The 17,895-nt window shown below is 68.4% G+C and carries 12 protein-coding genes, 1 tRNA gene and 2 pseudogenes; 10 read left to right on the top strand and 5 right to left on the bottom strand.

What is annotated here, in order from left to right; genetic code table 11:
• Position 1 precedes the first annotated feature (1 nt).
• Positions 2-1,039 (top strand): DNA topoisomerase IB, encoded by a 1,038-nt coding sequence (locus AB0H37_RS00705; RefSeq protein ID WP_360610378.1) that lies wholly within the window; start codon positions 2-4, stop codon positions 1,037-1,039.
• A gap of 30 nt (positions 1,040-1,069) precedes the next feature.
• On the opposite strand, the gene AB0H37_RS00700 is transcribed toward AB0H37_RS00705, so the two are convergent.
• A complete protein-coding gene (locus AB0H37_RS00700; RefSeq protein WP_360610376.1) occupies positions 1,070-2,455 on the bottom strand; it encodes a family 1 glycosylhydrolase in 1,386 nt (461 codons plus the stop codon).
• 627 nt (positions 2,456-3,082) lie between these two features.
• Between AB0H37_RS00700 and AB0H37_RS00695 the strand changes: the two genes are divergently transcribed.
• Positions 3,083-3,613 carry a C40 family peptidase gene (locus AB0H37_RS00695; RefSeq protein WP_360610374.1) on the top strand — a complete coding sequence of 177 codons (531 nt, stop codon included), beginning with the start codon at positions 3,083-3,085 and terminating at the stop codon, positions 3,611-3,613.
• Between the two features lie 55 nt (positions 3,614-3,668).
• Here the strand turns inward: AB0H37_RS00695 and AB0H37_RS00690 are convergent, their stop codons facing one another.
• Both AB0H37_RS00690 and AB0H37_RS00685 read right to left on the bottom strand, forming a co-directional pair.
• Positions 3,669-4,355 (bottom strand): dienelactone hydrolase family protein, encoded by a 687-nt coding sequence (locus AB0H37_RS00690; RefSeq protein WP_360610372.1) that lies wholly within the window; start codon positions 4,353-4,355, stop codon positions 3,669-3,671.
• 1 nt (position 4,356) lies between these two features.
• Complete coding sequence (locus tag AB0H37_RS00685; protein ID WP_360610370.1) at positions 4,357-4,749, bottom strand: PaaI family thioesterase; 393 nt, start codon at positions 4,747-4,749, stop codon at positions 4,357-4,359.
• Between the two features lie 24 nt (positions 4,750-4,773).
• On the opposite strand from AB0H37_RS00685, the gene AB0H37_RS00680 reads away from it, so the two are divergent.
• The 3 genes and pseudogenes from AB0H37_RS00680 to AB0H37_RS00670 all read left to right on the top strand — a co-directional run.
• Complete coding sequence (locus tag AB0H37_RS00680) at positions 4,774-6,060, top strand: cytochrome P450 (RefSeq protein ID WP_360610368.1); 1,287 nt, start codon at positions 4,774-4,776, stop codon at positions 6,058-6,060.
• Between the two features lie 44 nt (positions 6,061-6,104).
• A tRNA-Lys gene (locus tag AB0H37_RS00675) sits at positions 6,105-6,177 on the top strand.
• A 52-nt stretch (positions 6,178-6,229) separates the two neighbouring features.
• Positions 6,230-6,715, top strand: a pseudogene (locus tag AB0H37_RS00670) (hypothetical protein); the annotation flags it as partial.
• 112 nt (positions 6,716-6,827) lie between these two features.
• On the opposite strand, the pseudogene AB0H37_RS00665 reads toward AB0H37_RS00670, so the two are convergent.
• Both AB0H37_RS00665 and AB0H37_RS00660 read right to left on the bottom strand, forming a co-directional pair.
• Positions 6,828-6,961, bottom strand: a pseudogene (locus tag AB0H37_RS00665) (DUF6444 domain-containing protein); the annotation flags it as partial.
• Positions 6,962-8,134: 1,173 nt separating this feature from the next.
• Positions 8,135-9,049: a phytanoyl-CoA dioxygenase family protein gene (locus AB0H37_RS00660; RefSeq protein ID WP_360610366.1), complete on the bottom strand. Its 915-nt coding sequence runs from the start codon at positions 9,047-9,049 to the stop codon at positions 8,135-8,137.
• A 544-nt stretch (positions 9,050-9,593) separates the two neighbouring features.
• On the opposite strand from AB0H37_RS00660, the gene AB0H37_RS00655 reads away from it, so the two are divergent.
• From AB0H37_RS00655 to AB0H37_RS00635, 5 genes are all read left to right on the top strand, one after another.
• Positions 9,594-11,009 carry an ABC transporter substrate-binding protein gene (locus AB0H37_RS00655; RefSeq protein WP_360610364.1) on the top strand — a complete coding sequence of 472 codons (1,416 nt, stop codon included), beginning with the start codon at positions 9,594-9,596 and terminating at the stop codon, positions 11,007-11,009.
• Between the two features lie 440 nt (positions 11,010-11,449).
• A complete protein-coding gene (locus AB0H37_RS00650; RefSeq protein WP_360610362.1) occupies positions 11,450-13,024 on the top strand; it encodes a radical SAM protein in 1,575 nt (524 codons plus the stop codon).
• On the top strand, positions 13,017-14,102 hold the full coding sequence (locus AB0H37_RS00645; protein ID WP_360610360.1) for a ThiF family adenylyltransferase: 1,086 nt from the start codon (positions 13,017-13,019) through the stop codon (positions 14,100-14,102). The genes AB0H37_RS00650 and AB0H37_RS00645 overlap by 8 nt, the downstream gene beginning before the upstream one ends.
• On the top strand, positions 14,099-15,856 hold the full coding sequence (locus AB0H37_RS00640) for a carbamoyltransferase C-terminal domain-containing protein (protein WP_360610358.1): 1,758 nt from the start codon (positions 14,099-14,101) through the stop codon (positions 15,854-15,856). The genes AB0H37_RS00645 and AB0H37_RS00640 overlap by 4 nt, the downstream gene beginning before the upstream one ends.
• A gap of 19 nt (positions 15,857-15,875) precedes the next feature.
• On the top strand, positions 15,876-17,891 hold the full coding sequence (locus AB0H37_RS00635; protein ID WP_360610356.1) for a hypothetical protein: 2,016 nt from the start codon (positions 15,876-15,878) through the stop codon (positions 17,889-17,891).
• Positions 17,892-17,895: the final 4 nt, after the last annotated feature.

The raw sequence follows: 17,895 nt of genomic DNA, 5'->3' as shown, positions 1-17,895 counted from the left end.
GATGACGGAGCTGCAACGCAGCGAGCTGACCGAGCCCGGCTACGGACGCCGGAAGTGCGGCAAGGGGTTCGTGTATCTCGGTCTCGACGGGCGGTCCCTGGCCGACCCCGCCCAGAAGGCACGGATCAAGTCGCTCGTCATCCCTCCCGCGTGGAAGGACGTCTGGATCTGCCCCGACTCCGACGGCCACATCCAGGCCGTCGGGACGGATGCCGCCGGGCGCCGCCAGTACCTCTACCACGAGGCCTGGCGGGAGCAGCGCGACCGGGAGAAGCACGACCACGTCCTGGATCTGGCGGAGCGGCTGCCCGAGGTCCGGCACACGCTCACCGAGTACCTGGCCGGACGGCGCTACACGCGCGAGCGGGTGCTCGCGGCGGCCGTCCGCCTCATCGACCTCGGGTTCTTCCGGATCGGCGGGGAGGCGTACGCGGCCGAGAACGGCACCTTCGGGCTCGCGACCGTCCTGCGCGAGCACGTCGGCTGCGGGCGCGACCGGGTGACGTTCGACTACCCCGCCAAGGGCTCGAAGGACCGGTACCAGGCCGTCGCGGAAGAGAACGTGCGCAAGGTGGTGAGCGGGCTCAAGCGCCGCGACGACGACTCGCCCGAACTGCTCGCCTACCGGACGCCCACCGGCTGGCACGACGTCACCACGTCCGACATCAACGAGTTCATCCGCGAGGTCACCGAAGGCGACTTCACCGCCAAGGACTTCCGGACGTGGCACGCCACCGTCCTCGCGGCCGTCGGGCTGGCGGTGTCGGTGCGCGCCGGGGACGGCGACGCCGGGAGGAGGGACGCCGCCCGCAACCGCGCGGTCGTCCGCGTCGTCAAGGAGGTCGCGTCCTACCTCGGCAACACCCCGGCCGTGGCGCGGGCGTCCTACATCGACCCGCGCATCGTCGACCTGTACGAGGAGGGCACGACGATCGCGCCCGCCCTCGGACGGCTCGGCGTGGACGTCGCCGAGGGCGAGCTGGCGACGCAGGGGCCGGCGGAACAGGCCGTCCTCGACCTGCTCCGCGCGGCCTCCTGACGCCGTTCCGGGCGCGTCGCGCCCGGCTCCTCATTCCGCGCGGCGGTAGCCGGCGGGCGGGGTGGGCGTCGTGCCGAGGCAGGTGGCGACGGGGTCCTCGATCGAGCACCAGCCGGGCTTGCGCACCGGCACGTACCCGGCGGGAACGCCCCGGTCCACGATGATCGACCGGTAGGTCGGGACGGCGTCGGTCGGACGGCGCGCCAGGGACGGGTCGGTCAGCGCGTCCACCGTGTACAGGCCGAACCGCGGCCGGTAGCTGCCCCACTCGTAGTTGTCGGTAAGGCTCCAGTAGTTGTAGCCCATCATCTTCACGCCGTCGGCCATCGCGCGCTGGATCCAGTAGATGTGGTCGCGCAGATGGTCCGAGCGTGTGTAGCCGTCCGTGCGCGGCTTGCCGTTGTCCGTGGACATGCCGTTCTCGACGATGTAGACGGGGAGGTCCGGCAGCCGGCGCTGGTAGTTCTTGAGGACGTAGTACAGGCCCTCGGGCTCCGGGTCGATCTTCCAGAACTCGCCCGTGAGCGCGTAGGCCGCGGTCCCGTTCTGCAGGTTGGCGCCGTAGTAGTAGTCGATGCCGATGAAGTCGAGCTTGTCGGTGACCTCGTTGAACAGGGCCGCGTCGAAGATGCCGTTGACGGGTGACCCGTAGGCGACGTTGCTGGACACCGGAGCGCCCGGGTCCACGGCGTGGATCATGTCGTAGGCGTCGCGGTGCGTCCTGACCAGGGCGTCGCGCATCTTCAGCATCTGGCCGAGGTCCATCGGACGGGCCGTCAGCTCCTTGTAGATGTAGGCGCTGGCCTCGTTGAACGTGATCCAGACGACCCCCTGGCGCTTGTACCTGTCCACGACGAAGCGGGCGTTGCGGAGCCAGTCGTCCTGCGTGCGGGGGTTGTCCCAGGCGCCCTGGTCGGCGACCCAGCCCGGATACACCCAGTGGTCGAGCGTCAGCATCGGACGCATCCCGGCCGCCTTGATGCGGCGGACGAGGTCGTCGTAGTAGGCGATCGCCTTGGGGTCGCGGAAACCGCGGCGCGGCTCGACGCGGGACCACTCGACGGACGTCCGGAACACGTTCGCGCCGAGCCCCCGGGCGAGTTTCAGGTCACTCGGGTAGCGGTGCCGGAAGTCGACGGAGTTCCCGTACGGGTCGGTGACGCCGGTGGCCTTGCGGTCGGCGTACCTCGTCCAGTTGCTGTCGGGGAAGGAGCCTTCGCTCTGGAAGCCGGACGTGGCGACGCCCCAGAGGAAGCCCGGCGGGAACTTGGCGGTGGCGGGCTCGGCGGTCTCCGCGGCGGCCGGCGACCCGGCGGTCAGCGTGAGGACGACCGCCAGAGCGAGGGCCGACAGGAGGTGGACGGGGCGTGCTCTGCGGGGCCTGCCGAACACGGGACTCCCTCCGGAGACGGACATGAATCTCCTTCGCACTACAGGGGTCGCACGGGCCCCCGTCAATGGCCGGACACGGCCGGATCCGGCAACCTCCACCCCGCCCCGAGCTGTGCCGCGCATCACAGATCAATAAATGAACCACCATTTCCCGGCCCCTTGTGACTCACTTCACAATTCGGGAAAGGGATTGCCGATCGCCGCTGGCAGGGCGCTGGACCACCGTCTCAAACGGACCGCCGGCACCGTGGAGAAATGGCGGGTGATTTGCCAGCCTCGCCCGGCGCTGGCTAGCTTCCTGCTCGGTTCATGCGGCGCCCGAGCCGCCCGGACAACAGAACACGCACCCCGACGCGCGGCGGCGGCGCGCACGGTCTCCCACGGGAGGCCGGCGCGGACCCCCAGGTCGTCCCCTCCAGGGACCCCGCCCGGAAGCCGTCGTCGGACGCCGAATCCGTGCAGACGAGAAGCACGGAACCGGAAGAAGCCGGCATTTCTCTGCGTCCCCCCTCAATGACGCTGCGGAATCGGCTGCGGCATCTCGAACCCTCCAAGAAATCCGGCGGGTGACGGCTGCCCCGGTAGGCATCAATCGCGAGGTCTGGAGACATTCTGCATACCCCTCGAAACCCCCTCAAGGCCGGATTCACCGTGGGCGGGCTCGTGCTCACCACGACCTCCGCGCTCGGCGCGTCCGTCCTGGCGGCAGGGCCCGTGCAGGCCGCGGCGCCGCAGCGGGCGACCCTCGCCGCCGCACCGGCCGCGACGGTCACCACCAAGCCCGTGACCGCCAAGCAGGCCCGGATCGCGAAGCAGAAGAAGCGCGCCGCCTACGCCGTGAGGTACGCAGCCAAGCAGATCGGCGACCGCTACCGCTACGGCGGGACGGGCCCCGGCTCGTGGGACTGCTCCGGGCTGGCCGGAGGATCCTGGCGCAAGGCCGGGGTGAAGCTCCCCCGGACCACCCAGCAGATCTACAAGGCGGTGCACAAGAAGGTCTCCTGGAAGGGCGCCGTCAAGGGCGACCTGCTGTTCTTCTACGGCGGCAGGACCCACATGGGCGTCTACGCCGGCCACGGCTACATGATCCACGCGCCGAGCTCCGGCAAGCGGGTCAAGAAGATCAAGCTGAACGGCTACTACAAGCGCAACTTCCACGGCGCCGTCCGGCCCGGTATCTGACCCCGGACGCACGCCAGGCCCCGCGCCGCCCGCCCGGCGCGGGGCCTTCGCGGCGCTAAGCCGGCAGGGTCCGCCGCAGGAACTCCTCTGTGAGCCGCCAAGCGCGCGCGGCAGGCTCCGGCTGGTAGAACATCGGCGCCTTACGGTTGTGGAACGCGTGCCCGCCGTCTTCCTGGACGTGGATCTCCATGTGGTCCCTCTGCTCGACCGCACGTTCCACCTTGGCGACGTCCTCACGAGGGATGTACGCGTCGTCGCCGCCGAAGTGGAACTGCGTGGGCGCCTGGATGGCGTCGAGCTTGTCCAGCATGTCCGGCACACCCGACCCGTAGTACGAGACGAGCGAATCGACCTGGGCGTTCGCCGCCACCAGGTACGCCAACGTCCCGCCGAAGCAGAACCCCAGGACGCCCGCCCGGCCCACCCCTGGCAGCCCCTTGAGAACCCCCAGCGCCGCCACGGCGTCCTCTACACCCCTCTCCCAGTCGAACTGGGAGGCCATCGACATCCCCTTGGGCAGGGCCTCCTCGTTGTGCACGGTCGTCCAGTTCGGCTCGATCCGCCAGAACATGTCGGGCGCCGCCACGACGAACCCCAGCGCGACCAGGTCCTCGGCGACCGCCTCCATGTACTCGCCGACACCGAAGATCTCCTGGAGGAGCAGGATCCCGGGACCGCGCGTCCCCCACACCCGCAGGTCGAACTCGCCGTCCGCGACGACGACCTTCTCTGTACGCGTCATGTCAGCCGATGATGGCGTAAACCGCGCTGGCATGCGCGACCGTCCGTCCGTCCGCGGTCATGTCGATCTCCGCGAACGCCAGCGTCCGGCCCAGCTTCGACAGCTCCGCGTTCACCAGCACGTCCCGTCCCACCACGGGCCGCTGGAACGTCGTGCTGAGCTGCACCGTCGTCATCGGCACGAACGAGCCCCTGGCCCCCGACACCGCCAGCACCACCGCCGTGTCCGCCGCCGCCATCAGCGCCTGCCCCGACAGCGCGCCGCCCTCCCTGGCGAGACGGTCGGACCAGGGCAGCCGCAGCACCGCCGTCCCGTCCCCGACCTCCTCGGGAACCAGGCCCAGGTCGAGCACCCACGGCGCGAAGTTGTCACGGAGGATCTCTTCAGGCTTCACCCCGTCATGATGCACGCTGAGGGCATGCACGAGGAGATCTTCCTGCCCGCCACCTATGCCGCCGGCGTCCCCTACGCGACGTTCGCCGAGCTCCGCGCCGCGTCACCGGTCGCCTGGATCGGCGAACCGGCCGTCGGCCCCTGGCCCGCGGGCCCCGGCTTCTGGGCGGTCTTCCGGCACGCCGACGTCAAGCACGTCCTGCGCTCCCCGGACCTGTTCTCCTCGGGCCTCGGCGCCACCCAGATCCGCGACCCCGACACGCCCGAGGACCTCGCCTTCGTCCGCGCGATGATGCTGAACCAGGACCCGCCGGACCACTCCCGCCTGCGCCGCATCGTCGCCGCCGCGTTCACCCCCCGCGCCGTCCGCGCCCTGGAGGACACGATCAACGAGCGGGCGCGCACCCTCGTGGCCTCCGCCCTCGGCGAGGACACCGACTTCGTCGAGCTCGCCGCGGACCTCCCCGTCTGGACGCTGGCCCACATCATGGGCGTCCCCGACTCCGACCGCCGCCTCCTCTACGACTGGGCGTCCCGCGTCATCGGCTACCAGGACCCCGACTACGCCGGCCGCTCCACCGCCGACGCCGCCTCGATGAGCCCCATGGCCCGCGAGGCGATGAAGCACCGCCCGTCCGAGACCGTGCGCCCCGACGGCCGCCCGATCAACCCGCGCTCCCACGCGGCCCTCGCCGACATGTTCTCCTACGCCCACGCCCTCGCCGCCGAGAAGCGCTCCCGCCCGTCCGGCGACATCATGTCCCGCATGCTCGAAGGCGGGCTCACCGTCCACGAGTTCGAGAACATGTTCTTCCTCTTCGCCGTCGCGGGGAACGAGACCCTCCGCAACGGCATCCCGGGCGGCCTGCTCACCCTCCTCGACCACCCCGCCGAACTCGCCCGCCTCCGCGCCGACCCGTCCCTCCTGCCGTCCGCGGTCGAGGAGATGCTCCGCCACTGGCCCCCCGTCATGGACTTCCGCCGCACCGCCACGGCGCCGCTCGACCTCGGCGGCCAGACCATCGAGGCCGGCGACAAGGTCGTCGTCTACCACGCCTCCGCCAACCGCGACGAGACCGTCTTCCCCTCCCCCGACCGCTTCGACGTCGCCCGCACCCCCAACGACCACGTCAGCTTCGGCTTCGGCCCCCACTTCTGCCTGGGCGCCCACCTGGCCCGCACCCAGATGCGCGCCGTCTTCCGCGAACTCCTCCCCCACGACGTCACCCTCACCGGCACCCCCGTCCGCCTGGCCTCCAACTTCCAGAACGGCCTGAAGCACCTCCCCGTCCACCTGACCCCCACCCCCTAACCCCGTCGCGAACCCCCCGCCGATCTCGGTACCCTTGCCAGGACGGGTCGCTAGCTCAATTGGCAGAGCTCCGGACTTTTAATCCGTAGGTTGTGGGTTCGAGTCCCACGCGACCCACCCATCCTGACCAGCACAAACGCGAGATTGCCCCGTTTGCCCACCGCCGGACATGCCCCGGTTCGTCCTCGTGGCGGCTCGGTGGCGGCTCGGCGGCTCGATCCGGGCCCTGCGTCCACCCTGGCAGCGCCTCGAAACCGGGCACTCTCCGCCCACCCAAGCCGGTCATGTCGCCCACAGAACCAGCGGCCAGAGCAGTCAGCAACGCACCTCCGCGGGCGTAAATCCGCAGGCCCGCATCCCCGGTCCAGGTGCTCGTAGTGTCCCACTTCGGGGGGAAGGTCCGTCTTCAAGTCCCCCCGTAATGTCGGTCTGTGCCCCTAAAACGTCGGACGGGCTGGTCAAGCCGTCGCCGAAGTCATTGCGAGGCCGCAGTGGCCGTCGTCCGGGCGGGCAGGCCGGGCATCGCGAGCAGACGCTGTGCCAGGTCGCCGATCCTGACCGGCGCCGGCGTCACGTGCCGGCGCGGTGCCGGGGGTGCGGCGCGGGACTGGCGGGTGCGGCCGGGGCGGGATCCGAGCGGCGGCAGGTGTTCGACATCCCGCCGATCAAGGTGCGGGTGACCGAGCATGAGCTGGTCCGCCGCCGGTGCGGGTGCGGGTGTGTCACTACCGCCGACGCCCCGGAAGGGGTGGACGCGCCGGTGCAGTACGGCCCGAACGTGGCCGCGATCGTCGTCTACTGAGGGCGGCTTGGAGGAGTTCGAAGAGTTCTTCCCCAGCTGCGCCTCAAGCTCAGCGATCCGGGCATCCGCCTCGGCCAGCCGAGCCGACAGCTCCACCATCAGCGCCGCAAGCTCCTCATACGACGGCGGCCCGGGAGACATCTCACCATGATCGACAGTCAAGCCATCAAGATCAAATCGGACACGCGCCCCAGACCTGCTGACCAGTCACCGATAGACCTTGTCCATCAACGCGTGGAACCTGCGTCCGGGATCGGCCTTGGCCGCCCGGTAGAGCACATGCTGCAAGGCTCGGACCGGATCACGCGGCACCGACGGCCGACGCGATCCCGAAGCGGCGGTAATAGCCTGACCGGCACTCACCGGGCCTCCTCCTCAACATCACGTGCATCGACGAAGCAGTGGCCCTTCCCTCACCGCCGGTTGTGTTGTCCGGTCGACTCGATCAGTACTACGGCCACCTCCGACGCCCTTCCGGCACGCCACCCACTTCCCGAGGTCATCGGTTATAGGGTGCGACGCTCCAGCAACAAGTTCCGCAGGTCACTGGGCCGGGGCGGGCCTCCCCAGTTCCCGCCGCCACTATCGGCACGTTCCGCGCCCCATACGCTGGGGAGTTCCTCGCGGCTGCTTCCAGGCTCTTCACCGCTTCCATGGCCTTCACCCCGATTCCGAAGGGCTCGGCACTCCCTTGCCCCACCCTCACGGGCGGGTGAGTAACGACGCCGCAGGCTTCGCTTCACGCTACGGACCGCACCGTCGCTCCCTCATCAGGGCCTTTGACACTGGGCTTCGACCCCGCCCGTTTCCAGACGGAACCGCCAGCCTGCTACCGGGCCTCCTGGCAGCTACCCGGACCGGACTCACACCGGCAAGCGACGACGAGCTTACGAACAAGATCAGCCGCTCACGCGGCATCACCTCCCGTTCTGCTGGGCGCACGGAAAAGGCTCAATTCAGACCACGTGACCCAATAATCGAGCGCCACAGCATGGATGACATTTTCGGCACCCGCAACGTCACGGTCAGCGGCCGGCAGCCCCCCGCAAGGTCGCCGAGGACAGCACAGATCAGGGATGATGAACAGGCAGGCACGGGCTTCTCTTGTGATCAGGAAGCGTAGACAACTTTCTGAGCGCGAAGACCGTGCCTCTACGTGCCTCCGAGCCCTTCAACCCTACTCGCCGAACCGGGCAATCAGGCCGAGACCGTGACTGCGTCGTACGCCGTAGCGTGCGGAGTACCGAGGGCTGACGAGCAATCACATTGCACTTACAGGCGGTGTGTGCGCACACCCTCGGCCCAACGTTCGAGGTAGGCGACCGGGAAGAACCTCGACGATGCCACGGTCCGACCGTCGCGCAGGTCGTCTGGTTGGAAGCGCAACGTGGCAGGCACCGGCTCCCACCACGGCTGCGAGCCCAAGAGTCGGTGCATGGCTTCGCCGTCGCGCTCGGCCCTCGGCCCGTAGATCACCCGCTCGGGGGCGGGGTGGTGCGCCGACTGCCAACGGCAGTCCTGCGAAAGGCGCAGCTGGTCGCCGAGGTTGGGCAACGCGGCGTGTGAGGTCAGGCAGTGGAACAACAGCACGTCGCCGATCGAGAAGTCGGTGCTCGCCCAGCCTTCGGCCTCAGCTCGATCAACGTCCAGCACGTGGACTGGCGGCGGGGCGCCGAGGTGGCTGCCGGGCAGCACGGCGAGGCCCCCGAGCTGCCGCGGGATCGGCATCAGGGGGATCCAACTAGTCAGCATGTCGTCGACCACCAGGCCCATGTAGTCCTGGTGCACGTACCGGCCCTGCGGTATCCGGTCGCCCTCGGGGTGGACGGCGCGCAGTACCTTGAGGGGGTAGGAGAACGCGTCCTCGCCCAGCAGGCTCCGCACGAGCGAGCGCAGGGGCCTGAGGTACGGGAGCCGATTGAACTCCGGCCAACCCGCGGCGCGCCTATCGGCCGGGTCTCCGACCGCCTCGCGCGCGTCGACCGCACCCGGTGTGGCACCTGAGTGTCTTTCCTCGGTGTCGGCCCAGCCACGGGCCGCCAGCATCGCGCGCGCCTCGGCTCCGGCCGCAACGACTACGTCCGGCGGCAGCAGACCACGAAAGTAAAGGTAGCCATCTACTGCCAGCCTGGCTCGGAGAGTGTCCGGGTCGTCGGCGTGAGTGGCAGAATCCGTCAGAGTTCTCATCTTTATCCTTCTCGTTCGATGCTACGCCTCCGAGGCTGTCCGGAAACGCCCTCGACGACGCAGGGTCGGTGTTCGGCGTCCATCACTGCGTGCACCATTTCGGGCGTACCGGTAGCTTCCGGATGATGTGTCCGTAACTCACAATGCCCTCCCTGCCGTGTGCGTCAACTCGCGCAGAGACCTCAGCGGACACGGCCCAGAGTATATCCACAATTGACACACTTCCGTCTGCGTCCGTAAGATCATGGTTCGAGCGGTATGGATCGCGGAGATACAAGAAGCATCTGTGCTTCCAGGGTTACTGGCGCCGGTGTTTGCATCTCCTATTCTTCTGTGCGGGCTCACGACTATTCACTGCGAGAAGAGGAAAGGAGTCCGTAATGGCCGAGAACAGCACCATGGGTGAGAACGCCGAGTCGGAGGAGCTTGACTTCGACCTGGTCAACCTGAACGAGGAACTTGTGGCCGTCAACCGCTGCTGATCGCCTCGTGTGTGCCGCAGCCCTGGCTTCTGCACGATGGCTGCCAGGGCTGCGGTGGCGCAATGAAATTCAAGGAGCACGTTATCGTTACGGCCAAAATCTCCCTCGATGCAATGCCGCTGCATCGGGACCTCCGCCTTCCAGTGGATTACAGCGGCCGGGTGATAGCGGAACTCGTACTATGTCGTCTTTTCGTCGAGAAAGACGCGCCCAATCAAGGATGTGCAGTGGAGGCGGAGATGTTCGACGACGGGCGCCGCTGGCGTATCGTCCTCGACACGGACCGCCGCTGGTCCGATGGTCATCCCCTGTGTGCGCAGGATGTCGTCGACGCCGCCACTCACGCCCTGGTCGGCCGCTCCAACAGCGCGGCCCTCTTCCTGTCGGATTCAGACGCCCACTTGAGGGATAGTCCACCTGCACGCGCAGTGAGTGACGACACGGTTGAGTTCTGTTTCGATCGGCCAGTCGCGTTTGCCCCTGCTCTGCTCTCCCTCCCAGCCTTTGCTCCCTTGCGGCGTAGCGCCGACGGCGATTACGCCCCCGTCCTCGGCGGCTACACCGTGGCCCGCTGGGACACCGACGTGGTGGCGCTGGAACGCCGCTCGGAGCCACTGCCGACCGACGCTCTCGACATGGTGCGGTTCGAGCACGTCCCCTTGGCCGCTGAAGCGGTGCGCCGTTTCCGCGCGGGAGAACTAGATGCCACCTCGCCTACAGGCCTTGGCGTCGCCGAGGTGGCGGAGTTGCACACGCACCCCGGGGCGGTGCGAGAGCCGGTGGACATCTTCGGCAGTCTCGACTTCGGTCGGCGGGCTCCGCGCTCGTGGCTCACCTCGGCCGCAGCCCGGCGCGCAGTCTCGGCCGTGTTCGACCGTGCCCGGCTGGAGACTGTCACGGCTGGCCTCGCGGAATCCTGGCGGTGGCCGACCTCTGACGTCTTGGGGGCGGGCGCCCCTAGCGGTCCACTCACCGACGATGGCGATCAGCGCTGCGCTGTGGAGGGGATCGTCGGACCGCTCGATATCGCCTACTCCGTTTTCGACCCGAACGCCGAGATTGCGGAGGAGGTCGCCGCGCAACTCCGTGGGGGATTCGGGGTCGAAATCATCACGCGCAGGCTGTCCTTCGACGAATACGTACGGGCCTCGGCCACCCGCGATTTCTGTCTCTTGTACTCGCTGACCACCCCGGCCTTTTCGCACCCGGCTGGCTCGCTGTCCGACTGGCGGTCAACCGGCCGCACGGCCCGACGTTCCGGGCTGGCCGACCCGGTCCTGGATGCTGCTCTGGACGCCGCCGAGGCGTGCCCCGACCCCGGGGAGGCGTGGTGCCTGTGGGCACGCGCCTCGGAGCGCTGGTGCACGCTCCTGCCAAAGATTCCCCTGATCCGGGTGCGTGCTTGGTACGTGCGCGGTGGATGCCTCAGCGGGCTCACCCTTTCCCGGGCCGGCCTGATGTGCCTCGGCCCAGGCTGATATCCGCCGCGGCTGTGCCGCAGACCGATCTACCGCATCACACCATCACAGCACCACCCATCCCCACCAGTGGAGCTCGTCGCGTGCGAGCCGGAGTGAAGGGAACACGAGTGACTCCCGATGACGCAGATGTGTGGCTGGTGTTCCCTCCATTAGTCGAGACGAACTTCGGTAGCTTCTACCCCTCAACGGCGGTTCTCGCCGCATATTTGGAGCAGCAAGGGATCAGCACCGCCCAAACCGACCTAAACGAGGAGTTCGCGGTTTGGCTGCTGAACTCCCAGGCGTCTGAGTGGAGCGCTACAGGCCCAGGACCCGCTCCAGACTCTTCCGTAGCGGCCGCAGGCCGCTGGCTGGCCAAATCACGCGACCGCATGTTCAGGTCCGACGGTCGCCACCGCTTCGGCCCCACCTCGCCTTATGGCCATGTCCTCCAACTCATGGCCCAGCAGTACCTCGTAGACCCCGGCGAAGATGTGCTGGAGCGCGGCGAATTGGCTCTCCAAGCTGCCTTGCCCTACCGCGACTTCTATGATCAAGCCGGGCTGGTCGAACGGGCCCCGGTCCGCACAACTCTGTTCGGCATCTCGGTGCCCATGGGTCCCCAACTACTTCCAGCCCTGGTGCTGGCTGAGCACCTCAAGCGCCTCCATCCCGAGGTTCCGATCGTCTTCGGTGGCCCGGCGCTAAGCCTGATGCACCCGAGCGAACTCGACCGGCTCCTTCTGGCCTGGCCCGCTGTGGACGCAGTTATCCGTTTCGACGGCGAGTTCCCCCTGCGAGAACTGGCCCTGCAGGCCCGCGAGGAGAAGTGGGATCCTGTAGCCGTCAAGGGCGTGTCCTGCCAGACCGTCGACGGGGTACGACACAACGACCCCGATGTTGGACCGGCGATCAACTCCCTACCCGCGCCCCTGTACCCGCCCGAGGCGCTGGCCAAGCTCGACGACCCGGTCATCGGTATCACCCAGGCCCGCGGCTGCTACTGGGGCAAGTGCGACTACTGCGACTTCATTGAGCTGTACGACGGCAGCCCACCATTCCGTGGGCGTCGGCCTGACCAGTTCGTGGAGGAACTGCGGCATCTCTCCCACTCACATGGTGTTTCTCGGTTCAGCTTCATCACCGAGTCCATCCCGCCCGCCTTCGCCCGCCGAGTCTGCACCGCCCTTGTCGAGGACGGGCTCGACCTGCGATGGACCTCCTTCGCCATGATCGATCGGCGCTTCGACCGGGAGCTACTGGCAATGATGGTGGAGGCTGGCTGCGAGTTTCTTGTCGTCGGTCTGGAGACCACCATCACCCGCGTCCTGAAGCTGGTGCACAAGTCTGCCGATCGTGAGGAGAACCTGCGTTTCCTGCGGGACGCCCGGGACGTGAGCTTGCCACTCGTCGTCAACCTCATCCCGGACCTACCTACAACTACCTACGAGGAGGCGCTGACCGCCCTCGCCGATCTAGAGGAGTTCGCCGACGGCATGCGGTCCGTGTCGGTGTTCCCCTTCGAACCCACGCGCTCCTCAAATGTCGGCCGCACCCCGGAAGCATTCGGACTGGACATCAATGTCCCCTCGACCACCACAGGGCAGGCCCAGTACGCCCTCAACCACCTGGTCAGCACTGACCCGGCCATGACACCGCAGCAGCGCGCCGAGGTGCACGCCCGCTACCGGGCATTCGCCGACCACGTTCATGCTCTCAACAGCCGCGCTCTCACCCCCGACACCGCCCGCGTCTATGCGCCCGATGAGGCGCTTCGGGTCCCGGTGGAGGATCTCGACCTGTTCGAGGCGGAGTCCGGCCTGGTGTGTACCAACATGCGGACCCTTGGACGGGCCGTCATCCCGGTACGCGCGGCCCACCTGCTCCAGCCCTACCTCGACGGAGCCCCCTTCACTCCACGCACGCTCAAGGAAGCCCTCACTGAGGACGTGGGGACCCGGTTGCTGACCAACCTCGGACGTTCCGCCATGCTCACCCCCGCCTCCGGAACCGGGCAGGTCACCGATGACTGACCTTGTCCGGCTGCTCGACGCCGTCACTGTTGCCGCGCCGACCGCTCCAGGTGAACCAACCCTTGTCACCTGCGGCCCACACATGCTGCGCATCCGCAATAAGGAGCAGGCTGTCGGGGATGCCCTCGCCCGGCTCCGCGAGGGTGCCGATGAGCACATCCTGCGCGGGGACGACGCCAAACCCGAAGTGCGGCGCCTACTCACCACACTGGACGAGTTGGGCTGGCTCACCCGCGAGTCTGCACACCGCTCCACTGGAGAAACCTGGGACCGGCAAGTGGGCTGGTGGTCCACGGTGACCACGGAACCTGTGGCTGCCCAGCGACGGCTGGCGGCTGCCAGAGTCGCCGTGATCGGCGTTGGAGGAGTGGGCGCTCTCGTCGCCCAACATCTCGTCGCCGGAGGGGTGCGGTGCCTTTGGCTGGTGGATCACGACACCGTAGCCCTACACAACCTCAACCGCCAGTATCTTTTTCGTCGCTCCGACGTGGACCGCCCCAAGGTCGAGGCTGCCGCCGCATCTCTGGCCGGCATCGCCGATGACCTCGATCTACGACCAGTCCGTTGCCGTGTGGACCGCCCCACCGACCTCGACGTGCTGACCGAGCCGCTGGAACTGCTGATCGTCGCCGCCGACACTCCCCCTGACCTGGTGGACACCGTCTGGACTTGGGCCCGGAAGCGGTCAACGCCGATGCTCGGCGCCGGCGTCGGCCTCGAGAGCGGCTACTGGGGGCCTTTGCTCGATCCTCGCCGCGGGCACTGCTGGTTCTGCATCGAGGATGAGCGGAGCTCCCAGCTGACCGCCGACGAACGCCGCCTCGAGGCGGAAGCCGCCCCCACGCCCTACTCGTTCGGCCCCACCAACGCGCTCATCGCCGACCTGACCGCCCGTGACGCGATGCTCTGGCTCGCCGTCGGCCGTTGCGCGAGTCTGGGCCGCCGACAGGTTCTCAATGTCGTGGGGATAGACCTGGTGGCCAGCCCGGAACCCGAGCCCCAGAGAACCACATACGACTCGCCAGCGGTGAGTGCGCCGTTAGAAGGCTGCCGTCTCCACACTGGGGGACTCTCGTGATCGTTTTGGGCCTGTCGGCGCTCTACCACGATTCGGCGTGCGCGTTGACGATCGACGGCGCACTGGTCGCCGCGGCACAGGAAGAGCGATTCACCCGCCGCCGCTTCGACTCCGCCCTGCCTGTCCGGGCGGTCCGCGCCTGCCTGCGCGACGCAGGTGTGCGCATCCATGACGTCGATCACGTCGCCTACTACGAGGACCCGGTGCGCAAGCTCGGGCGCCAGTTGTGGATGGGGCTTCCCGCGCTGCCCTCCGCGACGCCCGAGACGCTCTATCGACTCGACGCCGAACGGCCGCTGCGGCAGATTCGCGAACTTCTCGGCTTCGAAGGCACTACCACTTGCGTCACGCACCACGAGGCGCATGCCGCGAGCGCTTTCTACCAGTCAGGATTCCCCGATGCGGCACTGTTCACCGCGGACGCGGTCGGCGAGTGGACCACGACCAGCTATGGTCGCGGCGGATCCCACGGGATCGACCTGTTCGAGGAGGTCTCATTCCCTCACTCGCTCGGCATCCTCTACAGCGCTATCACGTCCTTTCTCGGCTTCGCGGTCAACAGCGACGAGTACAAGGTGATGGGGTTGGCGCCCTATGGCACTCCGAACCACCTCGATCTGCTGCGCCAGCTCGTCACAGATCTGCCGGGTGGACAGTTCCGCCTTGATCTCACGTACTTCGACGTCAGCGGCGCCTCTCCGATGTACACGGCCGCGCTCGGCGAACTCCTCGGCGTCGAACCGCGAGAACCTGAATCGGAAATCGGTAGCCACCATTGCGACCTTGCCGCCAGCGTCCAGGCGCTGCTGGAGGAACTGCTGCTCGCCAAGCTGGCCCGTCTGCGGGAGGCCACCGGCAGTGATCGGCTGTGCTATGCGGGAGGCGTTGCCCTTAACTGCGTGGCCAATCGGCGTATCCGCGAGTCCGGTCCGTTCCGCGAAATATTCGTGCAGCCCGCGGCGGGTGACGCCGGCGGCGCGATCGGCGCGGCCGCCCTGATTGATCACCGCCTCACCGGGGCGTACACGCCACGGCGGGTGCGAGATGTGCGGGTCGGCCCGCGCCCGCAGACCACCGACCCTCGGTGCTGGCTGGACGCAGCAGGTGTGTCATACCGCGACTTCGCGGGGAGTGAGCAAGACCTGCTGGATCAGGCGGCCGAATGGCTCGACGAGGGTCTCGTCCTCGGCTGGTATCAGGGGCGCATGGAGTTCGGTCCGCGCGCGTTGGGCGGCCGGTCGATCCTCGCCGACCCACGGCGTGCGGACATGCGCGACCACATCAATGCCCTGGTGAAGAAGCGGGAAGCGTTCCGTCCGTTCGCTCCCGCGGTCACCGTCGAGCGGTGCGGCGATTTCTTCGACCTGCCCGTCCCTTCTCCGTTCATGCTCGACACCGCGTCAGTCCGGGAGCCCGCCGCCCTCCCCGCCGTCACCCACGTGGACGGCAGCGCCCGGGTACAGACCGTCGACGGCGCCGACAACCCGCGCTTCCATGGCCTGCTCACCGCCTTCGGCCGACGCACCGGCTACCCGATCCTGCTCAACACCTCGTTCAACATGCGGGGCGAGCCGATCGTGTCCAGCCCGGCGGACGCATTCGCCTGCTTCGTCCGCTCACGGCTGGACGTGCTCGTTCTCGACGACATCGCGGTCCGCTCCTCCGACCTCCCCGAACGTTTCTTCGCCGAGGTCGACCGGCAGCAGCCGTTCCGCCGCCCCGCCATCAGCCGCGACGTCTACACCTTCCTTTGAGATCAGCGAGGAGCCGACCATGCCCAAGGACTCCCTGCGACACCGCGCCGACAGCCTGGCGCGCCTCCTCGCAGACGGACGAGGCACCGAGATCCTCGCCGAACTGCAGAAGCTCGCTCTGGAGACCCGTGGCGCCACGCAGACCGCCGCCGTCACCCCGCCAGCCGCCGCCGTCCACGCCGCGGCGTTGGCCGGCGGCGTGCTGGGCGCCTGGCGGGTAGAACCGACCGCCGACGGTCCAGAACTGCACCGCTGTGACCTCCCCCCGGAGGAACTGCGAAGCTGGGCGGACGTCGAGCACGTTCCGGCCGCCCGCGATGCCTCCCGGGTGGTGCTGCTCGGCGAGTCCAGCGCCCGGGGCTTCCTCCTCGATCCGCTGCTCACACCTGCTTCCGCGCTCCAGCGGCAGTTGGACGCGACCGGCGCTCGCCACCAGGTCGTGGACCTTGCACACACCGGCGCCGACCTGCGCGACCTGACACAGACGCTCCAACAGCTCCCGCAGGCTGAGCCTGACATCGTGGTCGTCTACGCCGGGAACAACTGGGTCCGCTACCGCCACACCCCGGCGACCCTTGACCTGCTGGCCGGAGCCTTGCGAGCCGGCGACTACATCGAGATGCGCCGCACCTATCTGGACCGGATCGTCACTCCCCGAATCGAGCAGTTTCTCGACCGTCTGACCCAGACCGCCCACGCGTGCGGCAGTGACGTAGTCATCGTCATCCCCGAGTTCAACCTTCGAGACTGGACTCACGATCCAGAGCTCGAACTCCCCCCGCTGCCCGCAAAGGACCTCCTCGCTTGGTCCGACCTGCGGTCCGAGGCGGAGGCCGCCCTCGCCGCCGGAGACGACGAGCGGGTCCTCGCCATCACCGCGGACATGGCCCGACTCGACGCCGGCACCAGCCCTGTCACCGGATACCTGCGGGCCCGGGCCGCAGGCCGTGTCAACGACCGGGAAACCGTTCGCGCCGCTCTGCTCCACTCCCGTGACGCCGTCTGCGGCCTCCTCGCCACTCACACCCCGCGGATCACCACGGGCGTGCGCACCGTCCTCACCGAGGCCGCCGCCCGGCGCGGGTTCCGTATCCTGGATCTCGCCGAACTGCTACGCGCGGACGACGGGCTTCCTGACACGGCTCACTTCCTCGACTACTGCCACCTCAGTTCGAGCGGTATTGAGAAGACGGCCGCCGCGGTCGCCGACGTCATCAACGGGCATGCTCCAGGTCACACCCCGCCGCAGGACGATCTGCCGGCCGCCGACCGGGCGATCGGCGACATCCTCGCCGCGGTCCACAACAGCTACTACGGCCAGCGGCGGGAACGGGTCGCGGCGCTGGTCGACACGGCCGTCGCGGTGCCCGAAGGCCGTGCGTTCGCCACGTCTCTGCTGCGGCTTCTGGACGGCACCGGGCCGGTCTGGGCCTCCGCGACCGTGCCGGAGCTCACCGCCCGCCCCCACGCCGCCCGCTACCTCGCCCCGATGCTGTCCCGGTCAACCGAGACCCTCGGCATGTGGAGCCTGCAGGAGACGCTGCACGAGGTGGTCGGCCCGCGGGACGCCGCCGCGGCCGTGCGCGGTACGGTCGACGTCCTGCGCACCGCGGAACAAGGTCTGATCGACGGCGCCTTCCAGTCTGTGGACCACCGGCCGGAACGGGCCTTCTTCCAGGGGTTCGGCCCAGTAACGCACCTGGGGTTCCGGGCGGCGGCCAGCACGGCGGTCGTCCGGCTGACGTACCGCGTCCGCGCGGGGATCCGCTCCAGCGACTCGGTGGCCGTCGTCCTCAACGGACACCACCTCGGCGACCTGCCGCCCGTCCCGTCCTGGGCCTCCGCCGACCTGACGGTGCGCCCCGGGCTCCTGCGAGACGGCGTCAATCGGATCGAAGTGCGATGGCCATGCGGCGGGGACGACTGGGCAGAGCGCAGACTCGCGGATGCCAGGCGGCTGGCCTGTGGCGAGTACCCCGTCGTCCGCGCCGTGCAGGGTGAATTATTCGACCTGGTGGTCGAGATGGAAGACTAGGCGC

The sequence above is a fragment of the Actinomadura sp. NPDC023710 genome (assembly GCF_040639875.1).
GTDB classification, from domain to species: Bacteria; Actinomycetota; Actinomycetes; order Streptosporangiales; family Streptosporangiaceae; genus Spirillospora; species Spirillospora citrea.
Note: the sequence above shows the minus strand (reverse complement) of the source record. Positions and strands in the feature narration are given on the sequence as shown.

Excerpts from the sequence above, each read along its gene's own strand:
- AB0H37_RS00705 (WP_360610378.1), top strand. The coding sequence starts at position 2 with ATGACGGAGCTGCAACGCAGCGAGCTGACCGAGCCCGGCTACGGACGC.
- AB0H37_RS00700 (WP_360610376.1), bottom strand. The coding sequence starts at position 2,455 with ATGTCCGTCTCCGGAGGGAGTCCCGTGTTCGGCAGGCCCCGCAGAGCA.
- AB0H37_RS00690 (WP_360610372.1), bottom strand. The coding sequence starts at position 4,355 with ATGACGCGTACAGAGAAGGTCGTCGTCGCGGACGGCGAGTTCGACCTG.
- AB0H37_RS00680 (WP_360610368.1), top strand. The coding sequence starts at position 4,774 with ATGCACGAGGAGATCTTCCTGCCCGCCACCTATGCCGCCGGCGTCCCC.
- AB0H37_RS00660 (WP_360610366.1), bottom strand. The coding sequence starts at position 9,049 with ATGAGAACTCTGACGGATTCTGCCACTCACGCCGACGACCCGGACACT.
- AB0H37_RS00655 (WP_360610364.1), top strand. The coding sequence starts at position 9,594 with ATGAAATTCAAGGAGCACGTTATCGTTACGGCCAAAATCTCCCTCGAT.
- AB0H37_RS00650 (WP_360610362.1), top strand. The coding sequence starts at position 11,450 with ATGGCCCAGCAGTACCTCGTAGACCCCGGCGAAGATGTGCTGGAGCGC.
- AB0H37_RS00645 (WP_360610360.1), top strand. The coding sequence starts at position 13,017 with ATGACTGACCTTGTCCGGCTGCTCGACGCCGTCACTGTTGCCGCGCCG.
- AB0H37_RS00635 (WP_360610356.1), top strand. The coding sequence starts at position 15,876 with ATGCCCAAGGACTCCCTGCGACACCGCGCCGACAGCCTGGCGCGCCTC.